Genomic DNA, 16671 nt, shown 5'->3' on the forward strand with positions numbered 1-16671 from the left:
ATTCGACCGGTTCCCCCCAGGAGGACCTCCGCATGAGCCGTCGCACCCACCGCCCCGCCCTCCTCGCGGCCCTGGCGCTCGCCCTCGCCCCGCTCGCCGGCTGCAGCGGCGTCGGCGTCGGCGGGGCAGGCCCGGTGGCCGTCGCACCCCCGCCGCCGGAGAAGGCCTTCGGCCAGGCCTGCGCGGCGATGCCCGGTCAGGGCCCCGGCAGCCTCGACGCGATGGGCGGCACGCCCGTGCTGACCGCCGTCGACCAGGCCAAGGACCTCTCGCAGCTGTCCGCGCTGGTCAAGACGGCCAAGGCCAAGGACATCTTCGACTCGATGGAGAACGTCACCGTCTTCGCCCCGAACGACGCGGCCTTCGCGAAGCTGCCCGAGGACCAGAAGAAGGCCCTCGCCACCCAGCAGGGCGCCGGCGACCTCGTCCGCAAGCTCATCGTCGTCCGCGACCTGCGCAAGGACGACCTCCAGGACAAGCAGTACAACACCCTCCAGGGCGCCGTCATCAAGGCCACCGGCAGCGGCGAGGACTACCGCATCGGCGGCGCGCAGGTGCTCTGCGGCAGCATCAAGACGGCCAACGCGCGCCTGGCGATCCTCGACACGGTGCCGGCCTTCGGCTGACGCTCCTTCATCGTGCTGGGCCGGTCCCGGCGGACCGGCCCACCTCCGTTTCCGCCCCCGCCCGCATGCTGCGCCGAACGGTGTCCGGCGGTGGGCCGAAAGCGCGGATCTTGGTCCGAAAATACGATGACACGATCCACGGTTGTCCTTACTTGCGCTTTACCTCGGCTATCTCTGATCGCGCACGCGTGCATTCGCGTGACTGTCGTGTTGCCCGCACATCTGCGCCCGTAGGTGCGCGGTCGCGAGAGGAGACGCCGGATGGCTCCGGTGAGGTCGTTGCTCGGCGGTCGGTTCTCGACGGCGATGCGGGGCGTGCTCGCGCTGCTGTGCCTCGTGCCCCAGGGCGGGCTCGCGCTCGCCGCCGCCCCGCCCGCGTACGCGCCACAGGGGCTGCCCGGGGAGCAGCGGGCCCTGGTGGCGTGCACGCCGTCCAGCGGCTTCACCAACTGCACACGGTTCACGTACAGCGGCGGCGACCAGACCTTCACCGTGCCGGCCGGCGTGAGCAGTGTGTACGCCCGCGTCTTCGGCGCCGGAGGCGCGGGCTCCCCGCGCGCCTACTACACCGGCCAGTACGGCGGCGGTGGCGGCGGCTACACCACCGGCACCCTGGCGGTGACGCCCGGTCAGGCCCTCACCCTCACCGTGGGGCAGGGCGGGCTGATGAACAGCACCAGCTCTACGTACGGCGGCGGCGGCGCGGGCGGCCAGGGCAAGACCCAGGCGAGCGGCGGCAGCGGCGGCGGTCTGAGTGCCGTGTGGAACGGCGCCTACGGCACCAACCCGCTGCTCATCGCCGGCGGTGGCGGCGGCTCCTCGCCCGGCGCCGACGCCCTGACCCCGGCGGCCGGTGGTGGCGGCGGCACCAACGGCGGCCAGGACAACCAGCCGACCGCCTCCGGCCGGGGCGGCACCCAGACCGCGGGCGGCGCGGGCGCCACCCAGACCGCCTGCGCGGCCACCGGCGCCGGAAGCCAGTACCAGGGCGGCCGCGGCGCCAGCGCAGCACTGTACGAGGGCGGCGGCGGTGGTGGCGGCGGCTACTACGGAGGCGGCGGCGGTGCCTGCCAGCGCGGCGGTTCCCTCGACCCCAACGGCATGGGCGGCGGCGGCTCCGGCTACAACAAGGGCACCGGAGTCGGCAACACGCAGACCTCCAACGGCACCAACAGCACCGGCAACGGCGTGGGCGGCACCTCGGGCGGCCGCACCGACGCCCAGTACGTGAGCGGCAGCGGCATCGGTGACGGCGGCGGCTACGCGGACGGCGGCAACGGCGAGATCGTCATCGAGTGGGTGACCCAGGTCGGCCTGTCCGTCCAGAAGACGGCTTCGCCGACCACGTACGTCCCGGGGCAGGCGCTGACCTACACCGTCGTGGTGAGCAACGCGGGCCCGGCGCCCGCCGTCAACGCGGCGGTCCGGGACGCCCTGCCGTCCGCGCTCTCCGCCTTCACGTGGACCTGCTCGGCCGCTTCCGGCAACAGCTGCGGAGACGCGAGCGGTACCGGCAGCATCGACACGACGGCGACGATCGCGGTCGGCGGCAGGGTCACGTACACCGTCACCGGCACCGTCCCGTCCTCCACCACCGGAACGCTCTCGAACACCGCGACGGTGACCAGGCCGAGCGCCACGACCGACGCCAACTGCGGCCCGACCTGCTCCAGCACCGCCGACACCCCCGGACGGGTCACCACGGGGCTGTCGGTGACCAAGACACCGGACAAGAACCCGTACGTGCCCGGGCAGCCGCTGACCTACACCGTCGTGGTGAAGAACGACGGTCCGTCGGACGCCGTCGGCACCTCGGTCAAGGACAAGCTGCCCAACGCGATCCAGGCCTTCACCTGGACGTGCAAGGCCTCCGGCGGCAGCAGCTGTGGCAGCACCCCCTCCGGCACGGGCGACATCGACACGACGGTCGACATCCCGGCGGGCGGCCAGGTGACCTACACGCTGACCGGTACGGTGCCGTCGGACGCGAACGGCTCGCTGGACAACCGGGCCACCGTCACCCCGCCGAGCGGCGCCACCGACCCGAACTGCTCGCCGAAGTGCACCAGCACCGCCAACCCCATCCCGCCGGGCGGCCAGGCGAACCTGGTGGTCTCCAAGACCCTCCTGACCAGCCCGGTGATCCCCGGGCAGCAGATCACGTGGCAGGTGAAGGTCACCAACAACGGCCCCTCCCGGGCCCGCAACGTCGTCGTCACGGACCAGGTCCCGACCGGGGTGTCCGGCGCCGCCATGGTCAACGACCAGGACAGCGGCTCCTGCACGATCACCAACGGCACGGCGACCTGTCCCGCCGTCGAGATCCCGGTGAACGCCACCGCCAGCTGGACCCTGAGCGGCACGCTGTCCTCCGACGCGACCACCACACCGACCAACTCGGCGACCGTCACCGGCGGTCCCGACCCGTCCGCTTCCACGCGCACCGCCGTCGCCTCGCCGACCGCCACGCCCAGCCCGCAGGCCAACCTCACCATCTCGAAGACGCTGCTGACCAGCCCGGTCGTGCCGGGCGCACAGATCCAGTGGCGGGTGACGGTCACGAACAACGGGCCTTCACGGGCGCGGAACGTCGTCGTGACGGACCAGGTGCCCGTGGGCGTGAGCAACGCCTCGATGGCGGCGTCCGACGGGACCACCTGTCCGATCGGCAACGGTGTCGCCACGTGCCCGGCGGTGGAGATCCCGGCCGGGTCGTCCGCCACCTGGACACTGAGCGGCACGCTGGACCCGAACGCGACCACGACCCCCACGAACACGGCCGTCGTCACCGGCGGTCCCGATCCGTCCGCCACGGCCCGCACGGCCGTCGCCTCGCCGTCCTCCTCCCCGACGCCGCAGGCGAATCTGACCGTCTCCAAGGCGCTGCTCACCAGCCCGGTCGTGCCCGGTGCGCCGATCCAGTGGCGGGTGACGGTGACCAACAACGGCCCGTCGCGGGCGCGCAACGTCGTCGTCACGGACACCGTTCCGGCGGGTGTCACCGGCGCATTGATGAAGGCCGACGCGGACGGCACCAGTTGCCCGATCAGTGGCGGTGTCGCGACCTGTCCGGCGGTGGAGATCCCGGCCGGTTCGTCGCCGAGCTGGACCCTGAACGGGACGCTCGACCCCAACGCGACCACGACGCCGACCAACTCGGTGACCGTGACGGGCGGTCCCGACCCGTCCGCCTCCACGCGCACGGCGGTGGCCTCGCCGACCGCCACGCCCGCGCCGGAGGCCGCCCTCCAGGTCAGCAAGACGCTGGTCACGAACCCGGTGGTGCCCGGGCAGCAGATCCAGTGGCAGATCAACGTCTTCAACGCGGGCCCGTCCCGGGCCCGGAACGTCGTGGTCACCGACACGATCCCGGCCGGGGTCGACAACCCGACGATGACGGCTCCGGGTGGCACGCAATGCCCGATTGCGAGCGGCGTCGCGACCTGCCCGGCGGTGGAGATTCCGGCCGGCCAGGCGCGGACGTGGACGCTGACCGGCACGTTGGACGCCAACGCGACGACCACGCCGACCAACTCGGTGACGGTGACGGGCGGTCCGGACCCGTCGGCGTCCTCGCACACGGCGGTGGCCTCGCCGTCGTCGTCGCCGACTCCGCAAGCGAATCTGTCGGTGTCGAAGGTGTTGTTGACGAATCCGGTGGTGCCGGGGCAGCAGGTCCAGTGGCGGGTGAGCGTGGCGAACAGCGGTCCGTCGCGGGCGCGGAACGTCGTGGTGACGGACCAGGTGCCGGCGGGTGTGAGCGGGGCTTCGATGACGGCGTCGGACGGGACTGCCTGCCCGATCAGCGGTGGTGTGGCGACGTGTCCGGCCGTGGAGATCCCGGCAGGATCCTCGGCAAGTTGGACGCTGAGCGGCACGCTCGACCCCAACGCGACGGTCACGCCGACCAACTCGGTGACGGTGGCGGGCGGTCCGGATCCGTCGGCGTCCTCGCACACGGCGGTGGCTTCGCCGTCGTCGTCGCCGATTCCGCAGGCGAACCTGTCGGTGTCGAAGGTGCTGTTGACGAATCCGGTGGTGCCGGGGCAGCAGGTCCAGTGGCGGGTGAGCGTGACGAACAGCGGTCCGTCGCGGGCGCGGAACGTCGTGGTGACCGACCAGGTGCCTTCCGGTGTGAACGACGCCTCGATGCGGGCCGACGCCGATGGGAGCAACTGTCCGATCGCCAACGGGGTTGCCACCTGCCCGGCGGTGGAGATCCCGGCCGGGCAGACCCTGACCTGGACGCTGACCGGGACGCTCGCCTCCGACGCGACGGCCACGCCGACCAACTTGGTGACGGTCACGGGCGGTCCGGATCCGACGGCGTCCACGCACACGGCCGTCGCCTCACCCTCCAACTCGCCCTCTCCGCAGGCGAATCTGACCGTCTCGAAGGTGCTGGTCACCAACCCGGTGGTGCCGGGGCAGCAGATCCAGTGGCGGGTCAGCGTGACGAACAGCGGGCCTTCGCGGGCGCGGAACGTCGTGGTGACGGACCAGGTGCCGTCCGGTGTGAGCGGGGCTTCGATGACGGCGTCGGACGGGACTGCCTGCCCGATCAGCGCTGGTGTGGCGACGTGTCCGGCCGTGGAGATCCCGGCCGGGCAGACAATGACGTGGACGCTCTCCGGCACGCTCGACCCCAACGCGACGGCCACCCCGCCCAACGGCGTGACCGTCACCGGTGGGCCCGACCCGACCGCCTCCAGCCACACGGCGGTCGCGTCGCCGACCGCCACGCCCACGCCGCAGGCGGGGCTGAGCATCTCGAAGGTGCTGTTGACGAGCCCGGTGGTTCCGGGGCAGCAGATCCAGTGGCGGGTGAGCGTGACGAACAGCGGTCCTTCGCGGGCGCGGAACGTCGTGGTGACGGATCAGGTGCCGGCGAGCGTCAACAGCGCCTCGATGGCAGCGGACGCCGATGGGACCGTCTGTCCGATCAGCGGTGGTGTGGCGACGTGTCCGGCTGTGGAGATCCCGGCCGGGCAGACACCGACCTGGACGTTGACCGGCACGCTGGACGCCAACGCGACAACGACGCCGACCAACACGGCCGTGGTCACCGGCGGACCCGACCCCTCGGCCACGGCCCGCACGGCGGTCGCCTCGCCGTCCTCCTCCCCGACGCCACAGGCCAACCTCGTCGTCTCCAAGACATTGCTCACCGACCCGGTGATCCCCGGCCGGGAGATCCAGTGGCGGGTGACCGTCACCAACAACGGCCCCTCGCGGGCACGCAACGTCGTCGTCACGGACACCGTGCCGGCCGGCGTGAACGACCCGAGCATGACGGCCTTCGACGGCACGTCCTGCCCGATCGCCGGCGGTACGGCGACCTGCCCGGCCGTGGAGATCCCGGCGGGCTCGTCCGCGGCCTGGACGCTGGCCGGTACGCTCGCCTCCGACGCGACGGCCACGCCGACGAACTCGGTGACGGTGACGGGTGGTCCGGACCCGTCGGCGTCCTCGCACACGGCGGTGGCTTCTCCGACGTCCTCGCCGTCTCCGCAGGCGAGCCTGACCGTGGCCAAGGTGCTGCTCACCGACCCGGTGGTGCCGGGGCAGCAGATCCAGTGGCGGGTCAGCGTGACGAACAACGGTCCTTCGCGGGCGCGGAACGTCGTGGTGACGGATCAGGTGCCGGCGGGTGTGAGCGGCGCTTCGATGATGGCTTCGGATGGGACCGTCTGTCCGATCAGCGGTGGTGTGGCGACGTGTCCGGCGGTGGAGATCCCGGCCGGCCAGACGTCGACGTGGACGCTGAGTGGCACGCTGGACGCCAACGCGACAACGACGCCGACCAACACCGCCGTCGTCACCGGTGGCCCGGACCCGTCAGCCACAGCACACACCGCCGTGGCTTCGCCGACCGCGTCCCCGTCTCCGCAGGCGAATCTGACCGTGTCGAAGGTGTTGCTGACGAATCCGGTGGTGCCGGGGCAGCAGGTCCAGTGGCGGGTGAGCGTGACGAACAGCGGTCCTTCGCGGGCCCGGAACGTCGTGGTGACGGATCAGGTGCCGGCGGGTGTGAACAACCCGAGCATGACGGCGTCCGATGGGACTGCCTGTCCGATCGCCAAGGGCCTGGCGACGTGTCCGGCGGTGGAGATCCCGGCAGGGCAGACGGTGGCGTGGACGCTGACGGGCACACTCGCCTCCGACGCCACGGCCACGCCGACGAACTCGGTGACGGTCACCGGTGGTCCTGATCCGTCGGCGTCCTCGCACACGGCGGTGGCTTCGCCGTCGAACTCGCCGTCGCTGCAGGCGAACCTGACCGTGGCCAAGGTGTTGGTGACCAACCCGGTCGTGCCTGGCCGGCAGATCCAGTGGCGGGTCAGCGTGACGAACAACGGCCCCTCGCGGGCGCGGAACGTCGTGGTGACCGACCAGGTGCCGTCCGGTGTGAACGACGCCTCGATGCACGCCGACGCTGACGGCGCCAACTGCCCGATCGCCGGCGGTACGGCGACGTGTCCGGCGGTGGAGATCCCGGCAGGGCAGACGGTGACGTGGACGCTGACGGGCACGCTCGCCTCCGACGCGACGACCACACCCGCGAACTCGGTGACGGTGACGGGTGGTCCGGATCCGACGGCGTCCACGCACACGGCGGTGGCTTCGCCGTCCGGCTCGCCTTCCCAGCAGGCCAGTCTGACCGTCTCGAAGGTGCTGCTGACGGATCCGGTGGTGCCCGGGCAGCAGATTCAGTGGCGGGTCAGCGTGACGAACAACGGTCCTTCGCGGGCTCGGAACGTGGTCGTGAGCGACCGGGTGCTGTCGGGCGTGGACAACGCTTCCATGACGGCGTCAGATGGGTCCACCTGTCCGATCAGCGGTGATGTGGCGACGTGTCCGGCTGTGGAGATCCCGGTCGGGCAGACGTCGACGTGGACGCTGTCCGGCACGCTGGACGCCAACGCGACCACGACGCCGTCGAACACGGCCGTGGTGACCGGTGGGCCCGACCCGTCGACCACCGCGCACACCGCCGTCGCGTCGCCGACGTCGTCCCCGATGGCGCGGGCGAGCCTCACGGTGTCGAAGGTGCTGGTCACCGACCCGGTGGTGCCCGGCCAGCAGGTGCAGTGGCGGGTGAGCGTCACGAACAACGGTCCCTCGCGGGCGCGGAACGTCGTGGTGACGGATCAGGTGCCGGCGGGTGTGAACAGCGCTTCGATGGCGGCTTCGGATGGGACCGACTGTCCGATCGCCCATGGCCTGGCGACGTGTCCGGCGGTCGAGATCCCGGTCGGGCAGACGCTGACGTGGACGCTGTCCGGCACGCTCGACCCGAATGCGACCGTCACGCCGACGAACACGGTGATGGTCACAGGTGGCCCGGATCCGACGGCTTCCACACACACGGCGGTTGCGTCGCCGAGGTCCTCGCCGTCTCCGCAGGCGAACCTGACCGTGTCGAAGGCATTGGTGACGAACCCGGTGGTGCCCGGGCAGGAGATCCAGTGGCGGGTGAGCGTCACGAACAACGGTCCCTCGCGGGCGCGGAACGTCGTGGTGACCGACCAGGTGCCGTCCGGTGTGAACGACGCCTCGATGCGCGCCGACGCTGACGGGACGTCCTGCCCGATCGCGAGCGGGACGGCGACCTGTCCGGCGGTGGAGATTCCGGCGGGTAGGACACTCACCTGGACGTTGACCGGGACGCTCGCCTCCGACACGGCTTCCACGCCAGCGAACACGGTGACGGTGACGGGTGGTCCGGATCCGACGGCGTCCACGCACACGGCGGTTGCGTCGCCGTCCAACTCGCCGTCTCCGCAGGCGAATCTGTCGGTGTCGAAGGTGCTGCTGACGAACCCGGTGGTGCCGGGGCAGCAGATCCAGTGGCGGGTGACGGTGAGGAACAACGGTCCGTCGCGGGCGCGGAACGTGGTCGTGACCGACACCGTGCCGAGCGGGGTGTCCGGTGCGAGCATGAAGGCGGACGCCGACAATGCCCCGTGCCCGATCGCGAGCGGGACGGCGACGTGTCCGGCGGTGGAGATTCCGGCCGGCCAGACGGTGACGTGGACGCTGAGTGGCACACTGGACGCCAATGCGACCACCACGCCGGCCAACTCGGTGACGGTGACGGGTGGTCCGGATCCGACGGCTTCCACGCATACGGCGGTGGCTTCGCCGTCCGGCTCGCCGTCTCCGCAGGCGAATCTGTCGGTGTCGAAGGTGCTGCTGACGAACCCGGTGGTGCCGGGGCAGCAAATCCAGTGGCGGGTAACGGTGACCAATACTGGGCCCTCGCGGGCGCGGAACGTGGTCGTCACCGACCAGGTGCCGGCGGGTGTCGGCAACGCCTCGATGACGGCGGCTGATGGCACCGCCTGCCCGATCAGCGGCGGCACGGCGACCTGTCCTGCGGTGGAGATCGCGGCCGGTGACTCGATGAGCTGGACCGTGTCCGGCACATTGGACTCCAACGCGACCATCACGCCGACGAACGGGGTGACGGTGACGGGTGGTCCTGATCCGTCGGCGTCTTCGCACACGGCTGTCGCTTCGCCGTCCAACTCGCCGTCTCCGCAGGCAAATCTGTCGGTGTCGAAGGTGCTGCTGACCAACCCGGTGGTGCCCGGGCAGGAGATCCAGTGGCGGGTCTCGGTCACGAACAACGGTCCTTCGCGGGCCCGGAACGTGGTTGTGAGCGATCAGGTGCCGTCCGGTGTGAACGACGCCTCGATGCGGGCGGATGCGGATGGGACGAACTGCCCGATCAGCGGTGGTGTGGCGACGTGTCCGGTGATGGAGATCCCGGTCGGGCAGACGGTGATGTGGACGCTGACGGGCACGCTCGCCTCCGACGCCACGGCCACGCCGGCCAACTCGGTGACGGTGACGGGCGGCCCGGACCCGATGGCTTCCACGCATACGGCGGTGGCTTCGCCGTCCAGCTCGCCGTCGGTGCAGGCGAGTCTGAGTGTGTCGAAGGTGTTGCTGACGGATCCGGTGGTTCCCGGGCAGCAGATTCAGTGGCGGGTGAGCGTCACCAACAACGGGCCCTCTCGTGCCCGGAACGTCGTCGTCACCGACACGGTTCCGAACGGAGTGTCCGGTGCGGGCATGACGGCGTCGGACGGGACCGTCTGTCCGATCAGCGGCGGTGTGGCGTCCTGTCCGGCGGTGGAGATCCCGGTCGGGCAGACGGTGACGTGGACGCTGAGTGGCACGCTGGACGCCAACGCGACGGCCACGCCGACCAACTCGGTGACGGTCACCGGTGGCCCGGACCCGACGGCTTCCACGCATACGGCGGTGGCGTCTCCGTCCAACTCGCCTTCGCCGCAGGCGAACCTGACGGTCTCCAAAGTGCTGGTGACGGATCCGGTGGTGCCGGGGCAGCAGATCCGGTGGCGGGTGACGGTGACGAACAACGGCCCTTCGCGGGCGCGGAACGTGGTCGTGACCGACAAGGTCCCGGGCGGTGTGCTGAACGCGTCGATGACAGCCCAGGACGGGACCGTCTGTCCGATCGGCGGCGGCACGGCGACCTGCCCGGCGGTCGAGATCGCGGCCGGTGGCTCGATGAACTGGACCTTGACCGGGACGTTGGATCCCAATGCGACCACGACGCCGGCCAACTCGGTGACGGTGACGGGTGGTCCGGATCCGACGGCTTCCTCGCACACGGCGGTGGCTTCGCCGTCGAACTCGCCTTCTCCGCAGGCGAATCTGGTCGTGGCCAAGGTGTTGTTGACGGATCCGGTGGTGCCGGGGCAACAGATCCAGTGGCGGGTGACGGTGACCAACAACGGGCCCTCGCGGGCGCGGAACGTCGTCGTCACCGACCAGGTGCCGGCCGGTGTCCGGGACGCGAGCATGACGGCGGCGGACGGCACCGCGTGCCCGATCGCGAACGTGACGGCGACCTGCCCGGCCGTCGAGATCCCGGCGGGGTCCTCGGCGAGCTGGACGCTGACCGGCACGCTGGAGCCGGACGCGACGGTCACGCCGACGAACACGGTGACGGTGACGGGCGGGCCCGATCCGTCGGCGTCCTCGCGGACGGCAGTGGCCTCGCCGACCTCGTCCCCGACTCCGCAGGCGCGGCTCTCCGTGTCGAAGGTGCTGCTGACGGATCCGGTGGTGCCCGGGCAGCAGATCCAGTGGCGGGTGTCCGTCACGAACAACGGTCCTTCGCGGGCGCGGAACGTCGTGGTGATGGACCAGGTGCCCGCAGGTGTGAACGGCGCCTCGATGAAGGCGGATGCGGACGGGTCCGCCTGTCCGATCAGCGGCGGCGCGGCGACGTGTCCGGCGGTGGAGATCCCGGCCGGGCAGACGCTGACCTGGACGCTCACGGGCACGCTGGCGCAGGATGCCACGGCCACGCCGACCAACACGGTGACGGTGACGGGCGGCCCGGACCCGATGGCTTCCACGCACACGGCGGTGGCTTCGCCGTCCAACTCGCCGTCGGTGCAGGCGAGTCTGAGTGTGTCGAAGGTGCTGGTGACGGATCCGGTGGTGCCCGGGCAGCAGATCCAGTGGCGGGTGTCCGTCACGAACAACGGGCCGTCGCGTGCGCGGAACGTCGTGGTCGCCGACCGCGTCCCGGACGGTGTCAGCGGTCCGAGCATGACTTCCGCCGACGGGACGGTCTGCCCGATCGCGAACGGGACGGCCACCTGCCCGGCGATCGAGCTCGCCGTCGGTGAGACGCGGACCTACACGCTGAGCGGCACGCTCGTGCAGGACGCGACCGTGACGCCGACGAACACGGCGGTGGTGACCGGCGGGCCGGATCCGGCCACGCCGACGCACACGGCGGTGGCGTCGCCGTCCGACTCGCCGTCACCGCAGGCCAGTCTGACGGTGGCCAAGGCGCTGCTGACCGATCCCGTGGTGCCGGGCGAGAAGATCCAGTGGCGGGTGACGGTGACCAACAACGGCCCGTCCCGGGCGCGCGACGTCGTCATCACGGACCGGATCCCGGACGGGGTGAACAACGCCGTCCTCCAGTCGGACGCCGACGCGAGCACGTGCCCGGTCGCGGGCGGAACGGCGACCTGCGCGGCGATCGGGCTGGAGGTCGGCCAGACGGCCTCGTACACCCTGACCGGGACGCTGGCGCCGGACGCGACGGTCACGCCGACGAACACGGTGGTGGTGACCGGTGGTCCTGATCCGACCGCGTCCGCGCACACGGCGGTGGCTTCGCCGTCCGACTCGCCCACGCCGCAGGCGAACCTGGGCATCGCCAAGGTGCTGCTGACCAACCCGGTGGTGCCCGGGCAGCAGATCCAGTGGCGGGTGACGGTGACCAACCGGGGTCCGTCGCGGGCCCGGAACGTGGTCGTCTCCGACACGATCCCGGCGATGGTGAACGGTGCGGGCATGATCGCGGACGCCGACGGCTCGGCCTGCCCGGTCACCGGCGGGACGGCGACCTGCCCGGCCGTCGAGATCCCGGCCGGCGGGACCGTCTCCTACACCCTCACCGGCACGCTCGACCCGGTGGCGACCAGCACCCCGGTCAACGTCGCGACCGTCACCGGCGGACCCGACCCGACGGCCACGGCGCACACCGCGACAGCGCAGGCCAGCGATACGGTAGAGCCGCGGGCGAGTCTGTCCGTGTCGAAGGCGCTGGTGACGAACCCGGTGGTGCCGGGGCAGCCGATCGCCTGGCGGATCAGCGTCACCAACAACGGCCCGAGCCAGGCCCGGAACGTGGTGGTCAGCGACCGGTTCCCGGACGGAGTCGTCGGCGCCTCGCTCTCGCCGGACGCGACGAAGACGGCCTGCCCGGTCGCCGGTGGCGTGGCGACCTGTCCGGGGGTCGAGATCCCGGTCGGCGAGACCGTCACCTACACGCTCTCGGGAACCCTGGCCCAGGACACCACCACCGTGCCCGGCAACACGGCCGTCGTGACCGGAGGCCCGGACCCGAGCACGTCGGCCCACACGGCGGTCGCCAGCCCGACCGGGACGCCGTCGCCGCAGGCACGGCTCTCGGTGACCAAGGTGCTGGTGACGAACCCGGTGGTGCCGGGGCAGACGGTCCAGTGGCGGGTGTCGGTGACGAACAACGGGCCGTCCCGCGCGCGGAACGTCGTGGTCGCGGACCGGGTCCCGGACGGGGTGTCCGGCGCGATGATGGTCTCGGACGAGGACGGCACCAGGTGCCCGATCGGCAACGGCGTCGCCACCTGCCCGGCGATCGAGCTGGAGGTCGGGCAGACGGCGTCGTACACGCTGAGCGGGACGCTGGACCCGAATGCGACGGTCACACCGACGAACTCGGTGACGGTGACGGGTGGTCCTGATCCGACGGCGTCCTCGCACACGGCGGTGGCTTCGCCGTCGAACTCGCCTTCTCCGCAGGCGAATCTGGTGGTTGCCAAGGTGTTGGTGACGAACCCGGTGGTGCCTGGGCAGGAGATCCAGTGGCGGGTGAGCGTGACGAACAACGGGCCTTCGCGGGCTCGGAACGTGGTCGTGACCGACCGGGTGCCGGTGGGGGTGAACAACGCTTCGATGGTGGCTTCGGACGGGAGCAGCTGTCCGGTGAGCGGTGGCGTGGCGACGTGTCCGGCGGTGGAGATCCCGGCGGGTTCTTCGGCGAGTTGGACGCTGACGGGCACGCTGGATGCCAACGCGACCACGACGCCGGCGAATACGGCCGTGGTGACCGGTGGTCCGGACCCGTCGGCCACAGCCCACACGGCCGTCGCGTCGCCGACCTCGTCCCCGTCTCCGCAGGCGAGCCTCACGGTGTCGAAGGTCCTGGTCACCGATCCGGTGGTGCCTGGTCAGCAGATCCAGTGGCGGGTCTCGGTCACGAACAACGGGCCTTCGCGGGCTCGGAACGTGGTGGTGACCGACCGGGTGCCGGTGGGTATGAACGACGCTTCGATGGTGGCTTCGGACGGGACCGTCTGTCCGGTCAGCGGTGGTGTGGCGATGTGTCCGGCGGTGGAGATCCCGGCCGGGCAGACGATGACGTGGACGTTGTCCGGCACACTGGACGCGAACGCCACGGCCACGCCGACCAACTCGGTGACGGTCACTGGTGGTCCGGATCCGACGGCGTCGTCGCACACAGCGGTGGCTTCGCCGTCGAACTCGCCTTCTCCGCAGGCGAGCCTCACGGTGTCGAAGGTCCTGGTCACCGATCCGGTGGTGCCTGGTCAGCAGATCCAGTGGCGGGTCTCGGTCACGAACAACGGGCCTTCGCGGGCTCGGAACGTGGTGGTGAGTGATCGGGTGCCGGTGGGTATGAACGACGCTTCGATGGTGGCTTCGGACGGGACCGTCTGTCCGGTCAGCGGTGGTGTGGCGATGTGTCCGGCGGTGGAGATCCCGGCCGGGCAGACGATGACGTGGACGTTGTCCGGCACTCTGGACCCGAATGCGACCGTCACGCCGGCCAACTCGGTGACGGTGACGGGTGGTCCGGATCCGACGGCGTCGTCGCACACAGCGGTGGCTTCGCCGACGTCCTCGCCTTCTCCGCAGGCGAATCTGGTGGTTGCCAAGGTGCTGGTCACCGATCCGGTGGTGCCTGGGGAGCAGATCCAGTGGCGGGTCAGCGTGACGAACAACGGTCCTTCGCGGGCTCGGAACGTGGTCGTGACCGACCGGGTGCCGGTGGGTGTGAACGACGCTTCGATGGTGGCTTCGGACGGGACCGTCTGTCCGATCAGCGGTGGCGTGGCGACGTGTCCGGTGGTGGAGATCCCGGCCGGGCAGACGATGACGTGGACGTTGTCCGGCACACTGGACGCGAACGCCACGGCCACGCCGACCAACTCGGTGACCGTCACGGGCGGGCCCGACCCGAGCACCTCGGTGCACACCGCCACTGCCTCCCCGAGCGGCAGTCCCGAGCCGCAGGCGAGCCTGGTGGTGTCGAAGGTGCTGGCGACGGACGCCGTGGTGCCCGGCCGGCAGATCCAGTGGCGGGTGACGGTGACCAACAACGGTCCCTCGCGGGCCCGGAACGTGGTCGTGGCCGACAAGGTCCCGGACGGCGTGCTTAATGCGTCGATGAGCGCCCAGGACGGCAGCGACTGCCCGATCGCCGGTGGCGTGGCGACCTGTCCGGCGGTGGAGATCCCGGTCGGTGTGACGCTGACCTGGACCCTGACGGGGACGCTCGACCCCGCCGCCACCGTCACGCCGACCAACACCGTGATCGTCACGGGCGGTCCGGACCCGAGCACGACCGCGCACACGGCGGTGGCGAGTCCCACCGTCGGGCCGGTGCCGGACGCGCGGCTGTCGGTCTCGAAGGTGCTGCTCACCGATCCGGTGGTGCCCGGGCAGCAGGTCCGGTGGCAGGTGTCCGTCACCAACCGCGGACCGTCCGCCGCCCGTGACGTGGTCGTGAGCGACCGGGTGCCCACCGGGGTGTCGAACGCCTCGATGACGGCCGACGACGGCACCGCGTGTCCGATCGCCGACGGCACTGCGACCTGCCCGGGTGTGGGGATCGCGGTGGACGCGACCCGGACGTGGATTCTGAGCGGCACGCTGGACGCCGGTGCCACCGTCACGCCCGCCAACACGGCCACCGTGACGGGCGGGCCCGACCCGGGCACCCCGACCCACACGGCGGTGGCCTCGCCGACGTCCTCGCCCTCGGCGCAGGCGCGGCTGAGCGTGGCGAAGGTCCTCGTCACCAGCCCGGTCGTGGCCGGGGCGCCGATCGAGTGGCGGGTGACCGTCACGAACGACGGGCCCTCCGTGGCGCGTGGCGTCGTGGTGAGCGACCGGGTGCCGGCGGGTGTGACCGGCGCCGCGATGACCGGGCCCGGCGGTGTCACCTGCCCGATCTCGGATGGCGTGGCGACCTGTCCGGCGGTGGAGATCCCGGTCGGCGTCACCTTGACCTGGACGCTGACGGGCACGCTCGATCCGGCCGCGACCGGCACCCCGGGCAACACGGCCGTGGTGACCGGCGGTCCGGACCCGGCGACGCCGACGCACACGGCGGTGGCCCCGCCGTCCGGCTCGCCCTCGGCACAGGCGCGGCTGACCGTCGCCAAGGTCCTGCTGACCTCCCCGGTCGTGGCCGGGCAGCAGATCCAGTGGCGGGTGACGGTGACCAACGACGGGCCCTCGCTGGCCCGGAACGTGGTCGTGACCGACCAGGTGCCCGCCGGGGTGAACGGGGCCTCGATGACGGCCGACGCGGACGGGACGCCGTGCCCGGTCACGGACGGCCTGGCGACCTGCCCGGCCGTCGAGGTCCCGGTCGGCGCGACGGTCTCCTGGACGCTCACCGGCACGCTGGACCCGAACGCCACGGCCGTCCCGGTCAACACCGTGGTGGTGACCGGCGGTCCGGACCCGACGACGCCGACGCACACGGCGGTGGCGACCCCGACGGAGCCGATCACGGTGAAGCACGACCTGCTCCTCGCCAAGCACGCGAGCCCGTCCGACCCGAAGGCCGGTGACACCGTGACGTACACCGTCACCGCCACCAACCGGGCCGGCGGCACGTACTTCGGCGCCGTCGTCACCGACGACCTGTCCGGGGTCCTGGACGGCGCCGGGTACGACGCCAACGCCCATGCCAGCAGCGGGCGGACGGCCTACTCCGCGCCGCGGCTGACGTGGACGCTGGACATCCGGCCCGGAGCGACGGAGACGCTCACGTACACCGTGACCGTGAAGCCGGGCGCGGGCGGCACGACGCTCGTGAACCGCCTGAGCGCCGACGGCTCCAACTGCTCCGGCGCCAGCGGTGGGAACGGCGCCGGCGGCGCACGGCGGGCGGTGAGCGGGAACTGCTCGACCACCACCACGGTCCAGGTCATGCCCAGCCCCAGCCCGACGACCAAGCCCCCGCTGCCGCCCACCGGTAGCCGGAGCCCGAAGCCGGCCCTGCTGCTCACGGTGCTGCTCCTGGTGCTCGGTGGCGGCTTGATCGCGGTCCGCCGCTCGCGGCGCTGACCCGCGGACACCCCCCCGGGGGGGGGGCGGGCCCCCCCCCCCCCCCGGGGGGGGGGCCGGGCGGGGGGGGCCCCAGGGGGGGGCGTTGGGGCCGCGGGCCCCCCCCCGGCCGCGACGGAGA

General features: G+C 71.8%; 2 protein-coding genes. Both read left to right on the top strand.

What is annotated here, in order from left to right:
- Positions 1–32 precede the first annotated feature (32 nt).
- Entirely contained in the window at positions 33–626 is a 594-nt protein-coding gene (locus ACFV4F_RS32340; protein WP_380507843.1) for a fasciclin domain-containing protein, read from the top strand.
- 261 nt (positions 627–887) lie between these two features.
- Positions 888–16550 carry a hypothetical protein gene (locus ACFV4F_RS32345; protein ID WP_380507846.1) on the top strand — a complete coding sequence of 5221 codons (15663 nt, stop codon included), beginning with the start codon at positions 888–890 and terminating at the stop codon, positions 16548–16550.
- Positions 16551–16671 lie beyond the last annotated feature (121 nt).

Origin of the sequence: Kitasatospora sp. NPDC059722 (genome assembly GCF_042733235.1) — a bacterium.
Classification (GTDB): Bacteria; Actinomycetota; Actinomycetes; order Streptomycetales; family Streptomycetaceae; genus Kitasatospora.

Coding starts and splice junctions, on each gene's coding strand:
- ACFV4F_RS32340 (WP_380507843.1), top strand. CDS start 33: ATGAGCCGTCGCACCCACCGCCCCGCCCTCCTCGCGGCCCTGGCGCTC.
- ACFV4F_RS32345 (WP_380507846.1), top strand. CDS start 888: ATGGCTCCGGTGAGGTCGTTGCTCGGCGGTCGGTTCTCGACGGCGATG.